Consider the following 15631-nt stretch of genomic DNA (forward strand, 5'->3'; position numbering starts at 1 on the left):
CCTCATCGTCAAAGCCCACTCGAGCCACGCCGAGCTGTCAGACGCGACCGCCGAGGTCGCCGCTCGCGCGCTCGCCGAGGCGGGGATGCCCGATGGCGCGTTCCAGCTCATCCACGGCCGCGAAGCCGGCGTCGAGGTGCTCAAGGATCCGCGCATCAAGGCCGGCTCATTCACGGGGTCCATCCGCGTCGGTCGACTGCTCGCCGACATCGCGGCAAACCGCCCCGCACCGATCCCGTTCTTCGGCGAGCTCGGCAGCGTGAACCCGGTCTTCATCACCGCCGACGCCATCGCCGAGCGCGCCGATGAGATCGCCACGGGGTACCTCACCAGCGTCGCCGGTTCCGCGGGCCAGCTCTGCACCAAGCCCGGCTTCGCTTTCGTGCCCGTCGGCAGCTCGCTCGCTGATGCGATCCTCGCCAATGCCACCGATGTGCCCGAGCATCGTCTGCTCGACCCGCGCATCGCGCAGAGCTACGACGAGCGTCGCACCGCCGTGCTCGGCACCGCGGGCGCACGACCCGTCATCGCCGGCGGCATCCGCTTCGACGATGACGGTCAGGGCTGGGTAACGCCGACTATCGTCTCGATCGCACTCGACGACTTCCGCGCCGGCCGCGAGGCGCTCCTCGAGGAGTCGTTCGGCCCACTCTCCATCCTCGTCGAGGTGCCCGAGGGCACGGACCTCGCCGCGCTCATGCCCGAGTTCTACGAGGGCAATCTCTCGGGCACGGTGCACCTGAGCGCCGCCGAGGCCACCGGCGAGACCGAGAACGCTGACGCCCTGCGCGCACTCGTCGCGGCCCTCGCGAACCAGGTCGGCCGCGTGCTCTTCAACGGGTGGTCGACCGGTGTCGCGGTCACCCCCGCCCAGCAGCACGGCGGCCCCTGGCCCGCGACCACCAACGATGCCTCAACCTCGGTCGGCACCGCAGCGATCACCCGCTTCCTGCGCCCCGTCGCGTTCCAAAACGCCCCCGCCGCGCTGCTCCCCGAAGCGCTCCGCGACGACAACCCGCTCGGCGTGCCGCAGCAGATCGCCCCGGCCGGCGAATCCCAGTCGTGGGGAGACCGCTGGCGGTAGCCCCCGCCCTGCGGCCCGCGCACCTTGCCGGATCGGGGTCACTTCGGACCGGTGTGCCGGCGCTTTTCAGCGTCCGCACCGGTCCGAAGTGACCCCGATCCGCAACAGGGCGGAGCGGCGGAGCGGCAGAACGGAGCGGCGGCGGCAAAGCGGCGCGATCAGGCGTGCTGCGGGGCCGTGCTCTCACCCGTGACGAGCGTGTGCCCCACATCGACGATCGTCGGCGTCGCGGGTGCGCGGTTGGCCTCGATGCGCTCGAGCAAGACGCGCCCCGCTTCCTCCCCTATGCGCCGGCTCGGAACGAGCACGGTGGTGAGCGACGGAGTCAGGTGCTGACCGAGTTCGAAGCCGCCGAATCCGGTGACGCCCACGTCGCCGGGAATCGCGACTCCTGATCGCACGGCTTCGAGCACGGCGCCCGAGGCGAACACATCGCTCGCGAACATGATCACGTCGGCCTGCGGCAGCTGCTCGCGCGCCTGTCGAAACAGGTCGCGCCCGGCTTCCATACTCACTCCGGCGGCGCCCGAGTCGAGAATGCGCACGGGCACCTGCGGAAACAGGCGGCGCATGCCGTCTTCGAATGCGGCCCGACGGCGCAGGGCGCGCACGTCGCCCCCGGCGAACTGACCGGCGAGCACGGGGAATCGGTAGCCGAGGGCGTGAATGTGCTCGATGAGCCCGCTCATCGCGGCGTAGTTGGAGAATCCCACGACCGAGTCGACGGGGTGCTGGGTGAGTTCCCACGATTCGACGACCGGCACCTGGGCCGCGTTCAGCAGTGTCTGCGCTCCCGGGCTGTGCTCGGTGCCGACAAGCACGATGCCGTCGGGGCGCCGGCCGAGGAAGGCACGCAGCATGTCTTCCTCCTGCTGCAGGCTGTACTCGGTAGTGCCGATGAAGAGGTGGTAGCCGTGGGGTGCGAGCACCGTTTCGAGCCCTTGCACGGTCTCGGCGAACACCGAGGCCGATACTGCCGGAATCAGCACCGCGATCGTACGGCTGCGGTTCGACGCGAGGTTACTCGCCGCCAGATTCGGCACATATCCGGTAGCGCGAATCGACTCCTGCACGCGTTCCAGGGTGTCTTCGGAGACGACATCGGGCTGGCGAATCGCGCGCGAGACGGTTTGGGGCGACACCCCGGCGTGCGCGGCGACCTCGGAGAGCGTGACGCTGCGGGTGGATCGCCGACTCGCGCGCTTCTCACTCTCACCGTGCATGTTCACCCCAGGAGTTCTCTCCGAGCCAGATTGCGCATCAGCGCGCCGACTCCGAATTGCCACGGAGCGCAGTCTTCACTGTAGGCGACCCGATTGACCAGTGTCCCCAGTGTAGGCGACGAGATTCGTACGACATCGCCGACACGGTGCGTGAATCCGGCCCCCGGTTCGCCGCGATCCTCCGTCGGCGCGAACAGCGTGCCGAGGTACAGCGCCGCCCCGTCGGGATACTGGTGCTGCGGTCCGAGCAGCTGACGCACGAGGTCCTCGGGATCGCGGCTGATCTGCGTCATGTCCGACTGCGCGTCGAGCACGAACCCGTCCGCGCCTTCCACGCGCAGGTGCACCGCTGCGCTGCGCACGTCGTCGAGGGTGAATCCGCTGTCGAACAAGCGGATGAAGGGGCCGAGCGATCCGGAGGCATTGTTGTCTTTCGCCTTCGGCAGCAGCAGTGCGCTGCGCCCTTCGACGTCGCGCAGATTGAGATCGTTGCCGAGCGTCGCGCCGAGAATGCGGCCTACGGGGTCGACGATCAAGGCGATCTCGGGTTCCGGGTTGTTCCACGCCGAGGCCCGGAGCACGCCGATCTCTGACCCCGTGCCGATCGAGGCGAGCACCGGGCACTTGGTGAAGATTTCGGCGTCGGGGCCGATCCCGACTTCCAGATACTGGCTCCACAGCCCCTGCTCGATGAGGTACTCCTTGAGCTGCTGCGCGGCGGCCGACCCGGGCTGCACCGCGCGCAGGTCACCCCCGATCATGTCGAGCACCTGGGCGCGCACGCGATCGGCTTCTTCGGCGTTGCCGCGCGCCCGCTCCTCGATGACTCGCTCGAGCATCGACACCGCGAACGTCACGCCAGCCGCTTTCACGGCCTGCAGGTCGACCGGCGACAGGAACCGCACGGCGTCAGCGTCGGCATCGAGGGTCGCCGCGAGAATGTCGGCGGGGTGGCCGAGCACGGCGCCGCGCGCGTCTCGAGCGGCCTGTACCGGGTCGTCCGCGAGCATGAGATCACTCACGGTCGCGAACGAGCGCGACAGGTCGTAGACCGCGTCACCCGTGACGAGGACGGGGCTCGGGCCCGAGACCGCCGGGTCCCAGACACGGCCGATGAGCGTGGCGGAAGCGTGATCATCGGGCAGTGTGTCGGCGAGGGTGAGGTGCCAGGAAGCAGACATTGGACGTCCTATTCGATCGTTGCGAGAAGTGTGCGGCAGTGCGGCGGCTCGCGGCGTTGCGGCCGCAGGAGCCGTGGGTCAGCGCCCGGTGAAGGTGGCGTTGCGGCGCTCGGCGAAGGCGCGACGCCCCTCCGCGGCATCCTCCGTCGCAAAGGCGACGGTCTGCAGGTCGCGCTCGTATGCGACGGCCTGCTCCTGCGGCAGGTTGTATGCGGCGCGAATGTTGGCCTTCGCCGTTTCGACGGCGATCGGGGGGCGCGAAGCGATGATCGCGGCGAGCTCACGTGCGCGCGGGATCAACCGGTCTCCGGCAACCACCTCACTCACGATGCCCCAGCGCTGCGCGGTTTCCGCGTCGATCATGTCGCCCGTCATGGTCATGATCGCCGCGTTGCTCGGACCGGCTGCGGCGGCGAGGAATGCGCTCATGCCACCGCCGCCGATCCACCCGAGTTTCACCTCGGGTGCCGCGAGCTGCGCCGTTTCGGCAGCGATGCGGATGTCGCAGATCAGTGCGGTTTCGAGGCCGCCACCCAGCGCGTAACCGTTGATCGCCGCGATGATCGGCTTGCGCAGCTGGTGCAACGCGTCGCAATAGTCTGTGCGGTTGCGGAATTCCCACGGCGTCGCATACGCGTCGAGCGAGCGGATGTCGCTGCCGGCGCAGAAGGCGCGCTCGCCGGCGCCTGTCAGGATCACGACGCGCACCTCGGGGTCGTCGTTCGCGGCGTGGGCGATCGCCTCGAGGGCGTACGACATCTCGGGGGTGACGGCATTGAGTTTTTCCGGACGCTGCAGCGTGATCGTCAGGGTGTGATCGGCGAGTTCGACGCCGATCTGCTCAGTCGCGAGTTCGGTGATACGGGTCATGAGCGACCTCCCAGAACGGGCTCGCGCGAGCGGCGAGCGAGATCGGCGAGCGCGCTGACCGCGTCGCTCGGGTTGAGCTCTGCGGCGAGCGCCGCGCGCACGATCGCGGAGCCCGCGAGCTGGGATTCCGGGAACCCTGCGTACCGGGGGCGCACGACGGAGGCTTCGATGGTGCTCCGCGTCGCCGAGTAAAATCGCGCCGCGGCGGTGTCGACCTCGGCGTCGCTCCATGCGGCGCTTGCCGCCGGCTGCCCGGCGAACTCAGGAATGATCCGACGCTGCGTCGCGGGCGCGGCCAGCCAGCGCAGGTACGCGCGGAGCGAGTCGGAGATGTCGGCGCGACGACTGATCGCCACACTGGTGCCGCCGATCGTCGAACCCGGGGTTTCGCCGGGCGTTGCAGCGGGCGCGGCACCGAACGCGACGGGAGTGGCTCGATCGGGCAGCGAGTAGTTGACGTATCCGAAGACGAGCGGCACGTAGACGAGCGGGTCGTCTGAGCCGACGCGTTCGAGGAGCCCGATCGGGTTCAGCTCGGCGTACTCCGGTCGCGCGTAAGCGTGCACGGCCCGCAACAGGTCGAAGGCTTCGAGCGCGACGCGATCCGGCACCCAGCTCTCGCCGGGTGCGTCGACCGGGGGCGCACCCAGTGCGGCCGTGACCGAGAACAGCGTGATGAGCGCGTGCGGGCCGGCCAGGCTGAGCGCGACCGGTTGCTTCCCGGCTAGTGCCGCGACATCGCCCCACGTCTCGGGCGCCTCGGCGACCACGCGCGCATCGCGCGCGCTCACCTGAGCCGCCGCGTCGATCGGCAGCGCCCAGGTCTCCCCGGCGCTCTGATACGACGCGAGCGTCGGCCCGACGTAGCCGGTCGAGAACAGTGGATCGTCGGCCCCGAGCACCGACTCGATCGACTGCAGCGACCCCGTGGCGAGCGCATCGCCGACGTGGGGGTGATCGAGCACGATGAGGTCGTAGCGATCCGCGAGATCGTCGATCGGGTGGGCTTCGAACCCCTCCAGTGGCTGCGCATCCCAGGTCACGTCGATGCCGCGTTCGCGCCACAGCACGGATGCGGCCTCGAGCCACACTCGGCCGCGCGGGTGATCCCAGGTCAGACCGCGATAGGTGTTCATGGGAGTTCCAGCGCTTCCTCGAGCTGGGCGACGACACCCGAGGCGATCAACCGGTCGACGTCGGCGCTCGACCTTCCGAGCTCCGTGAGAATCTCGCGACTGTGCTCCCCCGTCTGCGGTGCGCCGCGATACACGGCAGGTGGCGACTGCGAGAACCGGTAGGGGAAGCCCGGAGTCTTGACCCGACCCTCCGTCGGGTGGTCGTACTCCACGAACGTCTGATTGTGGGCGATCTGGGGATCGTTCACGAGATCCTCGTACGAGTAGACAGGCCCGGCCCACACCCCGCGCTCGGCGAACAGCGCCAGCCACTCCGCACTGGTGCGGGTTTCGAGCGCGCGCGCCGTTTTCGCGAACAGTTCATCGCGCATGCTCCACGCCGCCTGCTCATCGTCGAGACCGCGCAGCGACTCGTCGCCGAAGAGGTCGGCGAGCACCTCGAGCGGCGGGAACGCGAGCACGATGTATCCGTCTTGCGTGCGGAACGAACCGTAGGGCGAGCGAATGTAGACGTGCGCGTGCGGCTGGGCACTGCGCTTCTGCGGCACCCCGCCAACGGTGTACACCGACAGCTCCTGCATCTGCAGCGTCGTGATCGCGTCCAGCATGTTCACCGTGACGAGCTGGCCCTCGCCGGTGCGTTCGCGGTGCAGGAGCGCGGCAAGCACCCCTTCGAACGCGGTCGAGGCCGTCACCGCATCGGCGAGGTACTGGCCCGCGGCCTGCGGCGGTTGCCCGACGGCTCCCGTCGACAGCATCGCGCCCGACATGGCCTGCAGCAGCAGATCCTGGCCGGGGCGGTCGCGATACGGCCCGTCTTCGCCGTAGCCCGAGATCGAGACGTAGACGATCGACGGATTGATCGCCCGCAACGACTCGTAGTCGACGCCGAGACGCTGCGCGACTCCCGGGCGATAGTTCTGCAGGAAGACGTCTGACTCCGCGACGAGATCCGCGAGCAGGGCGCGTCCCTCCGGGTCCTTCAGGTTCACGGCGAGCGATCGCTTGTTGCGATTCAACGACAGGAACGACACGTTCACTTTGTTGCCGGTGACCCCGCCGGCGGGGGTGTGACGCTGCCACTCCCCCGTGGTCGGTTCGACCTTCACCACATCCGCCCCCAGGTCGCCGAGGCGCTGCGCCGCGAACGGCCCCGCCATCGCGATGGAGCAATCGAGCACGCGATAGCCGCTCAGCACACCGTTCGAGGTGGTCATGCGGATCCTTCTTTCCTTGCAATGGACTGCACGCGCGAGCGCGCGGCAGCGGTGGCTTCGACGCCGTCGAGCAGCGTGACGGCAGTGCGGTACCGGCGACTTTCGCCGTGCTCGAGCCAGGTCATCGATCCGTCTGCGCGCGCGGCGGCCTCACCCGAGACGTGGTGCGTCGACGGTTCGAGCCCGACGCCGTACTGGCCCTCGCGCAGGTTCTGCCACTCGAAGAAGTGCGGCATCCCTGCGGCATCCCAGTCGAGCTCGATCCCGAATTCGCCGTCGCTGCGGATCAGCGCGACCCGGTGGCGGCCCGACTCGTCGGCGGCGAGCGCGTGCTCCCACACCTGCTCGACGAAGTTTCGCTTCGGTGCGATGAGGCGATCGAACGGAGCGCCCTGATCCGCCACCGAATCGGACTGCCAGAGGTGCCCCTCGACCGCGCCGTGGAATTCGGAGCCCGCATCGACCACGGGCCACCCGATATTGATGTGATAGAGGAACATGTGCGGGGTGCGCTCGAAGCCGAGGTTCTCGACCTCATCGTCGATGCAGAACCCGCTGCCAAACACGTCGACCTCGATCGTGCGGCGCAACCGCAGGTGCTCGCCGAACGATGTCGCCTGCACGACCTCACCCCGAACGCGAAGCACCCCGCCGTTCTCCTGCCAATCCTCCTCGATGGAGAGCAGCCGCGCCGGCAGAGAGCTGAGGCGCCCGTGCAATCCATGGCGCACGGTCTGCTTGGGCGGGTAATGGTAATGACTTGCGTCGTACTCGCCGCCGAAGAGTGCGTGATCGAGTCCACCGCTCACCAGGAAGCCGTCGAGCGTGCGCAGCCAAGCAAGACCGTCTTCAGCCTCGACCTCGTGCAGCGACGGGTGGCGGTACCCGTTGCCCGAGCGCCACGAAACAGGCACGCCGCGGTAGCGCACATCGCCGATATCGAAGGCCCGGTCGGTGAGCACCTCGACTTCGAGCCCATCTGCATTGCGGATCTGCAGCGAGCGCACGCCGCGCTCCTGCCCGTTCGACCGGGTGACTTCGCGAATCTCCGCGAACGCCGCGAGATCGCCGCTGCGCCGGCGCAGCTCCCCAGTCGAGAGCCGCACGGCTTCGCCGTACCAATCGTTCGCGCTCATTCCATCACCCATCCGCCGTCGACGTTGATCGTCTGCCCGGTCACGAAGGAGGCGTCGTCGCCGACGAGGAACGACACCACCGATGCCAACTCCTCGTTGCGCCCGCGGCGCTTGATCGACTGCTTCTCGATGACCGCTCGGTTGTAGGTCTCGGGATCGCCGTTGATCTCCTCGGCTTTCGTCGGGAAGGCGCCGGGAGACACCGCGTTGACCCGCACCCCCGTCGGCCCGAGTTCACGCGCGAGCGAACGAGTGAGCCCGACTGCGGCCCCCTTGGTGGAGACGTAGCTCACCAGGTGTTCCCACCCCCCGTGGAAGGTGATCGACCCGATGCTCACGATCGCTCCGCGACCGCGCGGCACCATGCGCTTCGCCGCGGCCTGCGCCCCGGCGAAGTAGGCGATCTGATTCACTCGCAGCACATCCTCGTACTCCGCGAGCGGAATCTCGAGAAACGGGGTGGCCGGGTAGATGGCGGCATTGTTGATCATGGCCTCGACCGGTCCGAGTTCGCGCTCGGCGCGATCAACGGCGGCGTCGATCGCTGCGGTGTCGCGCAGATCGAGTTCGATCACCAGGTTGGTGATGCCGTGCTCATCGAGCAGGGCCGCCGTTTCGCGGAGCGTCTCGGCGCCCCGTCCCACGACCGCGACCGCGTAGCCGTCCTGGCCCAGGCGCAGCGCGATTGCGCGCCCGAGGGCGCCTCCCGCTCCGGTGACGAACGCGGAGCGGGAGGCGGGTGATGCAGTGGTCGGCATGCTCAGACGCCCTGACGCTTCAGCACTTCGCGCAGGAACTCCTTGGCGCGCGGCACATCCGACTCATCGAGGTGCTCGATGATGAGCGGCACGTTCGGGTTGCGCTCCGACAGGCGACGCACATACAGGTCGTAGTCAAGGGAACCCAGACCCGCCGCAGGCAATTCGATCTCTCCCACGCCGCGGAAGGTGTGCGAGGCGAGCGCGTCGTCATCGCCGATGTCGGCGTGCTTCTCGCTCTTGTCGTCTCCGGCTCGCTTCACGTCTTTCGCGTGGGCGATGCGAACCCGGTCGCCGAGCGTGTCGAAGACCTCGTTCAGGACGCCTGCCTGATCGTCGATGTTGCTCGCGTCGAAGTAGTTGGTCGGGTCCATGAGCAGTTCGAGACCGGGATGATTGATGTCGTTGAACACCCGCGACGTCTCGCGAACCGATCCGACCACATTGTTGACGTAGGTCTCGAGCAGGAACGTGGCGCCGTGATCCCACGCTTCCTGGGCGAGCTCCGTGAGCACCGAGCGCACCTGCTCGTAGGCGTCCTCACTTCGGTTGTGCGGATCGTGATCCCACTCGCTCTCGGCGTTGAACGTGCCCGACTCGCTGATCACGTAGGGGGTACCGAAGTCGCGGGCGCTGCGAATGATCTCTTTCAGACGTTCAACGTTCGAGCGCCGCTTGTCGAGGTCGGGGTGCACGATGTTCGTGTAGCCCGAGATCGCGCAAATCGGCGCATCGTGGTCGCGGAACGTGTCTTGCACGCGCTTCGCCTTTTCCTTCGTGATCTGGCCCGATGAGAGATCGATGTCTTTGAAGTGCAGGTCGAGCTGCACCGCATTGAGGCCGAGCTCCTGGATCTTCTGCGCGGTGGTCTCGAGGTCGTAGGGGAAGTAGCCCGAGAAGATGCCGATCTGAATCATGGTGGAAGTGCTCCTTTGCGTTCCGTGTTGGGGGTGTGGGTGAATACGGTCAGTGGGACTGCGAGGGATCGAGCGCGAATTCGTCGAGTCGCACGGCACGACGCTCGTCGAGCGAGCGATACCCCGCTTCGATGAGCGCCATCGTGCGCACGTTGTCGGCGACGGTGAGCGCGGGCGGCTCGCCGCTGTCGAGGGCGTGCTGCACCTGCTCCATCACGCCAATGAAGGCGTGCGGAAACCAGTGGGTCTCCCACTCGGGTGTGACCCACTCGCCGTCGGTCTCGCGTGCCGAGGCGAAGCTGATGGTCGAAGGGGCGCCGTCGGGCCACCCGATCGTGCCGCGGGCAACGCCCTCGGTGCCTTCGACCCGCCAGGAGATGCAGAAGTCGGAATCGAAGCCCTCGTGGCGCGGTCCGCCCCAAACATCTTCGCGGGAGACCGCCAGCACGCCGTTTTCGAAGCGCAGCGTCGACGCGACGATGCCGTCGGTGTGCGGAAACTCGGTGCGGGGGTCGGGTCGCCCGGCGGTGTAGATATCGACGGGCTCACCGAAAAGGTAGCGGAGTGCGTCGAGGTGATGGACGCTCATGTTCGCGAGGGTGAGTCGATCGTACTCGGCGAGGAACGTCTGCCAGTGCGGCACCGCGTGCATGTCGATCGCGGCGAAGACGGGGTCGCCGAGCGCCCCACGATCCAAAAGCTGCTTGAGCGAGCGGATCGACTGGTCGTACCGCATGTTCTGGTTGACCGAGAGGATCTTGCCGGCCGCGGCAGCTTCATCGCGCAGTGCGATCGCGTCGTCGAGCGAGAGCGCGAGCGGCTTCTGCGCGAGCACCGCGCGCACGTGGGGCTGAGCGAGCGCCAAGCGGATGAGTTCGGGTTGTTGATCGGGCGGAAACGCGATGTCCACGATCTCGATACGCGGGTCGAGGATCAACTCCCGCGGCGACGCGTGCACCGTATCGATGCCATAGCGTGCGGCAACCGCCGCCGCGTTCTCGCGGGTTCGGGAAGCGATCGCGACGACCGGGAACCCGGCCTGCCGGTAGGCCTCGAGGTGCTGATCGGCCATGATCGCGCCGGCCCCGATTGCCCCGATCGCATGCGTCCGCGCCCGCACTGGGGCGTCGGGTTCGAGACCGAGTGATGCCGCGCTCCGAACCGAGCGCGACGCCTCGAGCGTCTCCGTTGATGTCATCTGCACTTCCTCCTTGAAGTTGCGCGTGAGCGCCGCGGCCATCATTTCACAGTCGTTATGTTAGCGCTATTGGCAGCGCTGCCATTTTGATGTTAGTGTCACCACGCAGCGTTCGTCAACACGTTCCCGAAACCACGGGGAAACGCTCCCGGCATCGTCGCCAGGAACCCTGCACCACGCAGTTTGATTTCAAAGGAGAAAGCATGCAGCACTCACGCACCATCGCTCGAGGCCTCGGCATCGCGGCGATCGCAGCCCTCACCGCCGGCCTCGCGGCCTGCAGTTCAGCACCCGCCGAGGGCGGAGGCTCCGGTGGGAGCGCCGGAGGCGGGGACGGCGAAAAGTTCGTCATCGGCTTCCAGCAGCCTCTCGGCGGCCAGGCCTGGCGCGAGACCGGCCTCGCGGCGATGCAGGCACTCGCCGCGCGCGATTACGGCGACTCGGTCGAACTCAAGATCGTTCGCACGAACGACAATGACGCGGCTCAGCAGAACGCCGCTATCCAGAACCTCATCGCGCAGGGCGTGGACGCCATCCTCTTCGACCCCGCTTCGGCGACCGGCGCAGACGCGGCGATCTCGCAGGCCAAGGCGGCCGGGATTCCCGTCTTCGCCAACGGTGGCCCCTACGACAACGACTACGTCTACACGGTTTCGACCGACTGGGCGAGCGCCGGCAAGAACGGTGCCGAATGGCTCGTCTCGCAACTCGGCGACAACAAGGACGTCGTGGTACTCGAGGGCGTCGCCGGCGTGCCGCTCAACGACACGTCCATGCCGACGGTGAAGAAAGTCCTCACCGACGCCGGCGTGAACATCGTCGCGGAGGGAGCGAACGGGTGGAACGAGGCCGACGCGCAGCAGACGATGTCGCAGATCTTGCAGTCGCACCCGGATGTCGGAGGCGTGTACTCGTTCCTGACCGGTGGCCAGGGCGTCCCGGCAGCCTTCGCCGACGCGAACATCGACTTCGTGCCTGTCGTCGGCGGTTCCGGCTACAACGCCGAGGCGTGCACGCTCGTCGACGACGCAGACGCCGGGCTCACCGGCAATATGGTCTTCGGTCAGCCCGCCATCTATGCCAAGGGGCTCGAGCAGGCCGTGAAGCTGCTCAAGGGCGAGAAGATCGACCAGGAGCAGTACTTTGCTCCAGCGGAGATCACGACCGAGAACGCGGCCGACTTCTGCCAGCCCGATATGCCCGACAACTTCCAGCTGGGCTACGACTTCCCCGGTCTCGACATCACGCTCGACGAGTACCTCGAGTTCGCCAAGCAGTAACTGCGATTCATCGAGGAGGCACAGATGACCCAGCAGATCGGTCCGGTCGACGTCGCACAGCCGACGTCGACCGGCCGTCCTGCGCCACTCCTCGTGGCGCAGGACCTCAGCAAGCAATACGGCGCGGTGACCGCCGTCGCCAATGTCACCTTCACCTGTCAGCCAGGCGAGGTGCACGCGCTGGTCGGTGAGAACGGCGCCGGCAAAAGCACCGTGTCGAAGATTCTCTCCGGCGCCGTGGTGCCCACGAACGGCACGGTCACGATCGACGGCCAGCACTTGGAAGGCGGCAGCATCGCTCGCGCTCGGGCGGTCGGCATCGCCTGCGCGTATCAGGAGATCGCGCTGGTACCCGAATGGACCGTCGCGGAGAATCTCGCACTGCCCGAGGTCGGGTCGGCGCGCCTCTTCTCCCCTGGCAGAGCCCTGCAGCGCGCTCGAGAGATCCTCGAGCAGTTGCACCTGCCGCACATCGACCCGCATGCGCGACTCGGCACGCTGCTGCTCGCCGACCGGCAACTCGTCGAGATCGCACGTGCGATCGCCGCCCGCCCGAAACTCCTCATTCTCGACGAGGCATCCAGCGCCCTGACGCCACCCGGCGTGGAATGGCTCTTCGACCGCATCCGTGACATCACCGCGACCGGCAGTGCGGTCATCTACGTCACGCACCGGCTGCAGGAGTTGCAGGTCATCGCCGACCGCGGCACCGTGCTGCGCGATGGCGCGGCCGTCGGCACCTTCGCGCGGGGCGAATGGACCGAGGATTCCCTCATCACGATGATGGCGGGTCGCGAAACGCAGAAGCAGTTCCCGCCGGCACCGACCGTACCCGACGACGCACCGGTCGTGCTCGACGTGCGCGGGTTGCAGTCGAACAGACTGAGCGACGTGTCGCTCACCGTCCGTGGCGGAGAGATCCTCGGCATCGGCGGTCTGCAGGGCCAAGGGCAGACGGAACTGCTGCGAGCCCTGTTCGGAGCCGTTCCCGCGACCGCGGAGCACTGGGAAGTTGCCGGCGCTGCCGTCGGCAAGCTGAACCCCCGTCGTGCGGTGAAAGCGGGACTCGGGTATGTGCCCGAAGACCGCAAGACCGAGGGCCTGGCGCTCGAACTGGGCGTCGGCGAAAACCTGTTCGCCCCATGGCTTTCGCTCACCGGCTCGGGCGGTGCACCGCTGCTCCGTCGGCAGCAGGGGTGGATCGACGGCGTGCTGCACGCGCTCAGCGTGCGCACGCGGGGGCCGCTCGAAGCTGCCGGGGCGCTCTCGGGCGGCAACCAGCAGAAACTCGTCTTCGGTCGCTGGATCGACCGCGATCGACGCGTGCTCATCTTGCACGACCCCACACGGGGCATCGACGTGCGCGCCAAGCAGGAGCTCTATCGCGCCATGATCGCACTGGCCGAATCCGGCGTCGGCATCGTCTGGTTCTCCAGCGAGGTCGAAGAGCTCGTGCACCTCTGCAACCGCGTCGCCGTGCTGTACCGGGGCGGCGTCGTGCAAGAACTCGCGGGATCCGAAATCACCGCCGACGCCGTAGTCGGCGCGGCCGTAGGAATGGCGGCACACTCATGACCACCGGCACCATCTTCGCGCCCGTCGCGCCGCGACGTTCGCTCCCGATCTGGGTGCAGCGCTCACTCCACGAGGGGGCCGCACCGCCCGTCATCGCCTTCGTGCTCTTCATCGCGATCTATCTCGCCGTGAACCCGAGCCTGCTCACCCGGTTCCAGTTGCAATCCGCCGCAAACCTCGTCGTCCCCCTGGCGATCGCGGCACTCGCACAGCTGATCATCGTGCTCATCGGCGGCATCGATATCTCGATCGGCGCAATTATCAGCCTCTGCAACGTCGTCTTCGCGACCAGCCTCGCGGCGCTCCCCGGCCCGGTGGCGCTCGTGCTCGCCGTACTCATCGGGATCGCGTGCGGCCTGTTCAACGGACTGCTCGTCGCCTTCGGCAGGCTACCGGCCATCGCCGTCACGCTCGCCAGCACGTTCATCATCGGAGCCATCGCGCGCACCGTGCTCGACCGCCCCGGCGGTGCACTGAGCGAGACCGTCTTCAACGTGACGAGCGGCGAGGCGCTCCCGTACCTCCCGATGGCACTCGTGTGGCTGATCCTCGTCGCCGTATTCGTCTGGTTCGTGCTGCAGCGCACCGCGTTCGGGCGACAGATCTACGGCGTCGGGTCGAACCGCGATGCCGTGCAGGCGGCGGGCATCAATTCGCGCATGGCGATCCTCGGCGCATTCATGCTCTCGGGCGCACTTGCGTCGATCGCCGCCGTACTCCTCGCCGGATCGACGGTGACCGGCGACCCCCGCAGCGGCGACTCCTACCTGCTCACGTCGATCGCGGCGGTGGCACTCTCGGGTGCGAGCTTCGCGGGTGGGCGCGGCTCGGTGCTGGGCACGATCGCCGCAGCGATCACGCTCGGCCTGGTCGGCAACCTGCTCTTCTTCGCCGGCATCAATTCGTACTGGCAGTACATCATCAACGCGCTCATCATCTTCGCGGTAGTCGCCATTCCCGTACTGGTCCGCGTGATCAGCACCCGGAAGGCACTCGCCCAAGGAGGACACCATGACTGACACACTTCCCGGCCAGGCCGTGGCCGCGACGCCGCGCCCCGGCGGCCGTTCCCTGCTGCGCGGCATTCCCACGAGCGCATGGGTCTTCATCGCATTCATCGTGCTCTTCATCGCGAGTGGCGTGATTCGGCCGAGTCTATTCACCCTCGACGGGCTCATCACGACCGTCACATTCGCATCGATTCTCGCGGTGGCCTCCTTCGGGCAGACGATCGCCGTGATCCAGGGCGGCATCGATCTCTCGGTTCCCAACACCATTGCGTTCGCCGCGCTGTCCTTTCTCACCTGGAATGCCACGCTCGGCCCCGTACTCGCCCTGATCGCCGCCCTCGCCGCATCCGCCGTCATCGGATTCGTGAACGGATATGTCATCGCCAAGATCGGCTTGACCCCGATCGTCACCACGATCGCGATGAACGGGTTGCTCTTCGGCGTGCTCCTGCTCAACTTCAGTCTCTCCGAGCTCACCAATGTGCCCGACTTCTTGAAGGCCATGACCTCGACGAAGCTGCCGTTCCTCGGCTCTTCGATCGCGGCCGTGGTGCCACTCGCACTCGTGCTCATGCTGCTGCTGCACGCGCTGCTGCGATGGACCGGGTGGGGGCGCGCCCTCTTCCTCGTCGGCTCGTCGGAGGCGACCGCACATCTCACGGGCCAACCGGTGGCGCGCATCCGCATCTCGGGCTACATGCTGAGCAGCGTGCTGGCCGGGTTCGCCGGGATCGTCATCGTCGGCTATTACAACCAGGCCGAAACGATGATGGGAGCGCCGTACCTCCTCAGCTCGGTCGCCGCCGTCGTCGTCGGTGGCGCCTCGATCTTCGGTGGGCGTGGGTCAGTGCTCGGCACCCTCGCCGGCGCACTCGTGCTCGGTCAGGTGTCGACCCTCGTCGTCGTCTTCAATCTCGGCGTCACCGTGCAAGACATGGTCTACGGCGCCATCATCCTGGTCGTCGTCGCGCTCTACGGCCGATCCCACAGCCGCTGATTCGACCGCCGCTCACCTCGCTCCTCCACCCGCCCCCACACGAAAGCAC

Annotated in this window: 14 protein-coding genes; 5 read left to right on the forward strand and 9 right to left on the reverse strand. The window is 67.6% G+C overall.

Features of this window, described 5'->3' with window-relative positions; genetic code table 11:
• The coding region (locus tag AMS67_RS04340; RefSeq protein WP_053386290.1) for an aldehyde dehydrogenase family protein at window positions 1–1084 on the forward strand (1084 nt) is incomplete at its 5' end.
• Between the two features lie 158 nt (window positions 1085–1242).
• Here AMS67_RS04340 and AMS67_RS04345 read toward each other — a convergent pair.
• The 9 genes from AMS67_RS04345 to AMS67_RS04385 form a co-directional block, all read right to left on the reverse strand.
• Window positions 1243–2307, reverse strand: a complete 1065-nt coding sequence (locus tag AMS67_RS04345; RefSeq protein ID WP_053386299.1) for a LacI family DNA-binding transcriptional regulator — start codon at window positions 2305–2307, stop codon at window positions 1243–1245.
• 2 nt (window positions 2308–2309) lie between these two features.
• Window positions 2310–3488: a fumarylacetoacetate hydrolase family protein gene (locus AMS67_RS04350; RefSeq protein ID WP_053386291.1), complete on the reverse strand. Its 1179-nt coding sequence runs from the start codon at window positions 3486–3488 to the stop codon at window positions 2310–2312.
• A gap of 78 nt (window positions 3489–3566) precedes the next feature.
• Entirely contained in the window at window positions 3567–4358 is a 792-nt protein-coding gene (locus AMS67_RS04355) for an enoyl-CoA hydratase/isomerase family protein (protein WP_053386292.1), read from the reverse strand.
• Window positions 4355–5494, reverse strand: coding sequence for a type 2 periplasmic-binding domain-containing protein (locus tag AMS67_RS04360; protein WP_053386293.1), 1140 nt, complete (start codon window positions 5492–5494; stop codon window positions 4355–4357). The genes AMS67_RS04355 and AMS67_RS04360 overlap by 4 nt, the downstream gene beginning before the upstream one ends.
• A complete protein-coding gene (locus AMS67_RS04365; protein ID WP_053386294.1) occupies window positions 5491–6711 on the reverse strand; it encodes a CaiB/BaiF CoA transferase family protein in 1221 nt (406 codons plus the stop codon). The genes AMS67_RS04360 and AMS67_RS04365 overlap by 4 nt, the downstream gene beginning before the upstream one ends.
• Window positions 6708–7847, reverse strand: a complete 1140-nt coding sequence (locus AMS67_RS04370) for an aldose 1-epimerase family protein (RefSeq protein WP_053386295.1) — start codon at window positions 7845–7847, stop codon at window positions 6708–6710. The genes AMS67_RS04365 and AMS67_RS04370 overlap by 4 nt, the downstream gene beginning before the upstream one ends.
• Window positions 7844–8605 (reverse strand): SDR family NAD(P)-dependent oxidoreductase, encoded by a 762-nt coding sequence (locus AMS67_RS04375; protein WP_053352854.1) that lies wholly within the window; start codon window positions 8603–8605, stop codon window positions 7844–7846. Before AMS67_RS04375 ends, AMS67_RS04370 begins: the two co-directional genes overlap by 4 nt.
• Before the next feature lie 2 nt (window positions 8606–8607).
• On the reverse strand, window positions 8608–9522 hold the full coding sequence (locus AMS67_RS04380; RefSeq protein ID WP_053352853.1) for a sugar phosphate isomerase/epimerase family protein: 915 nt from the start codon (window positions 9520–9522) through the stop codon (window positions 8608–8610).
• A gap of 49 nt (window positions 9523–9571) precedes the next feature.
• Window positions 9572–10720, reverse strand: coding sequence for a Gfo/Idh/MocA family protein (locus tag AMS67_RS04385; RefSeq protein ID WP_053386300.1), 1149 nt, complete (start codon window positions 10718–10720; stop codon window positions 9572–9574).
• Window positions 10721–10923: 203 nt separating this feature from the next.
• Between AMS67_RS04385 and AMS67_RS04390 the strand changes: the two genes are divergently transcribed.
• Genes AMS67_RS04390 through AMS67_RS04405 form a run of 4 tightly spaced genes read left to right on the forward strand, consistent with a single transcriptional unit; the run spans window position 10924 to window position 15582 of the window.
• Window positions 10924–12000 carry a substrate-binding domain-containing protein gene (locus tag AMS67_RS04390; protein WP_053386296.1) on the forward strand — a complete coding sequence of 359 codons (1077 nt, stop codon included), beginning with the start codon at window positions 10924–10926 and terminating at the stop codon, window positions 11998–12000.
• Between the two features lie 24 nt (window positions 12001–12024).
• Window positions 12025–13575 carry a sugar ABC transporter ATP-binding protein gene (locus AMS67_RS04395; protein WP_075201231.1) on the forward strand — a complete coding sequence of 517 codons (1551 nt, stop codon included), beginning with the start codon at window positions 12025–12027 and terminating at the stop codon, window positions 13573–13575.
• Window positions 13572–14594: an ABC transporter permease gene (locus AMS67_RS04400; protein ID WP_053386297.1), complete on the forward strand. Its 1023-nt coding sequence runs from the start codon at window positions 13572–13574 to the stop codon at window positions 14592–14594. The genes AMS67_RS04395 and AMS67_RS04400 overlap by 4 nt, the downstream gene beginning before the upstream one ends.
• Complete coding sequence (locus AMS67_RS04405) at window positions 14587–15582, forward strand: ABC transporter permease (protein WP_053386298.1); 996 nt, start codon at window positions 14587–14589, stop codon at window positions 15580–15582. Before AMS67_RS04400 ends, AMS67_RS04405 begins: the two co-directional genes overlap by 8 nt.
• Window positions 15583–15631 lie beyond the last annotated feature (49 nt).

This window comes from Leucobacter japonicus (genome assembly GCF_001273855.1).
In the GTDB taxonomy this organism is placed as follows: domain Bacteria; phylum Actinomycetota; class Actinomycetes; order Actinomycetales; family Microbacteriaceae; genus Leucobacter; species Leucobacter japonicus.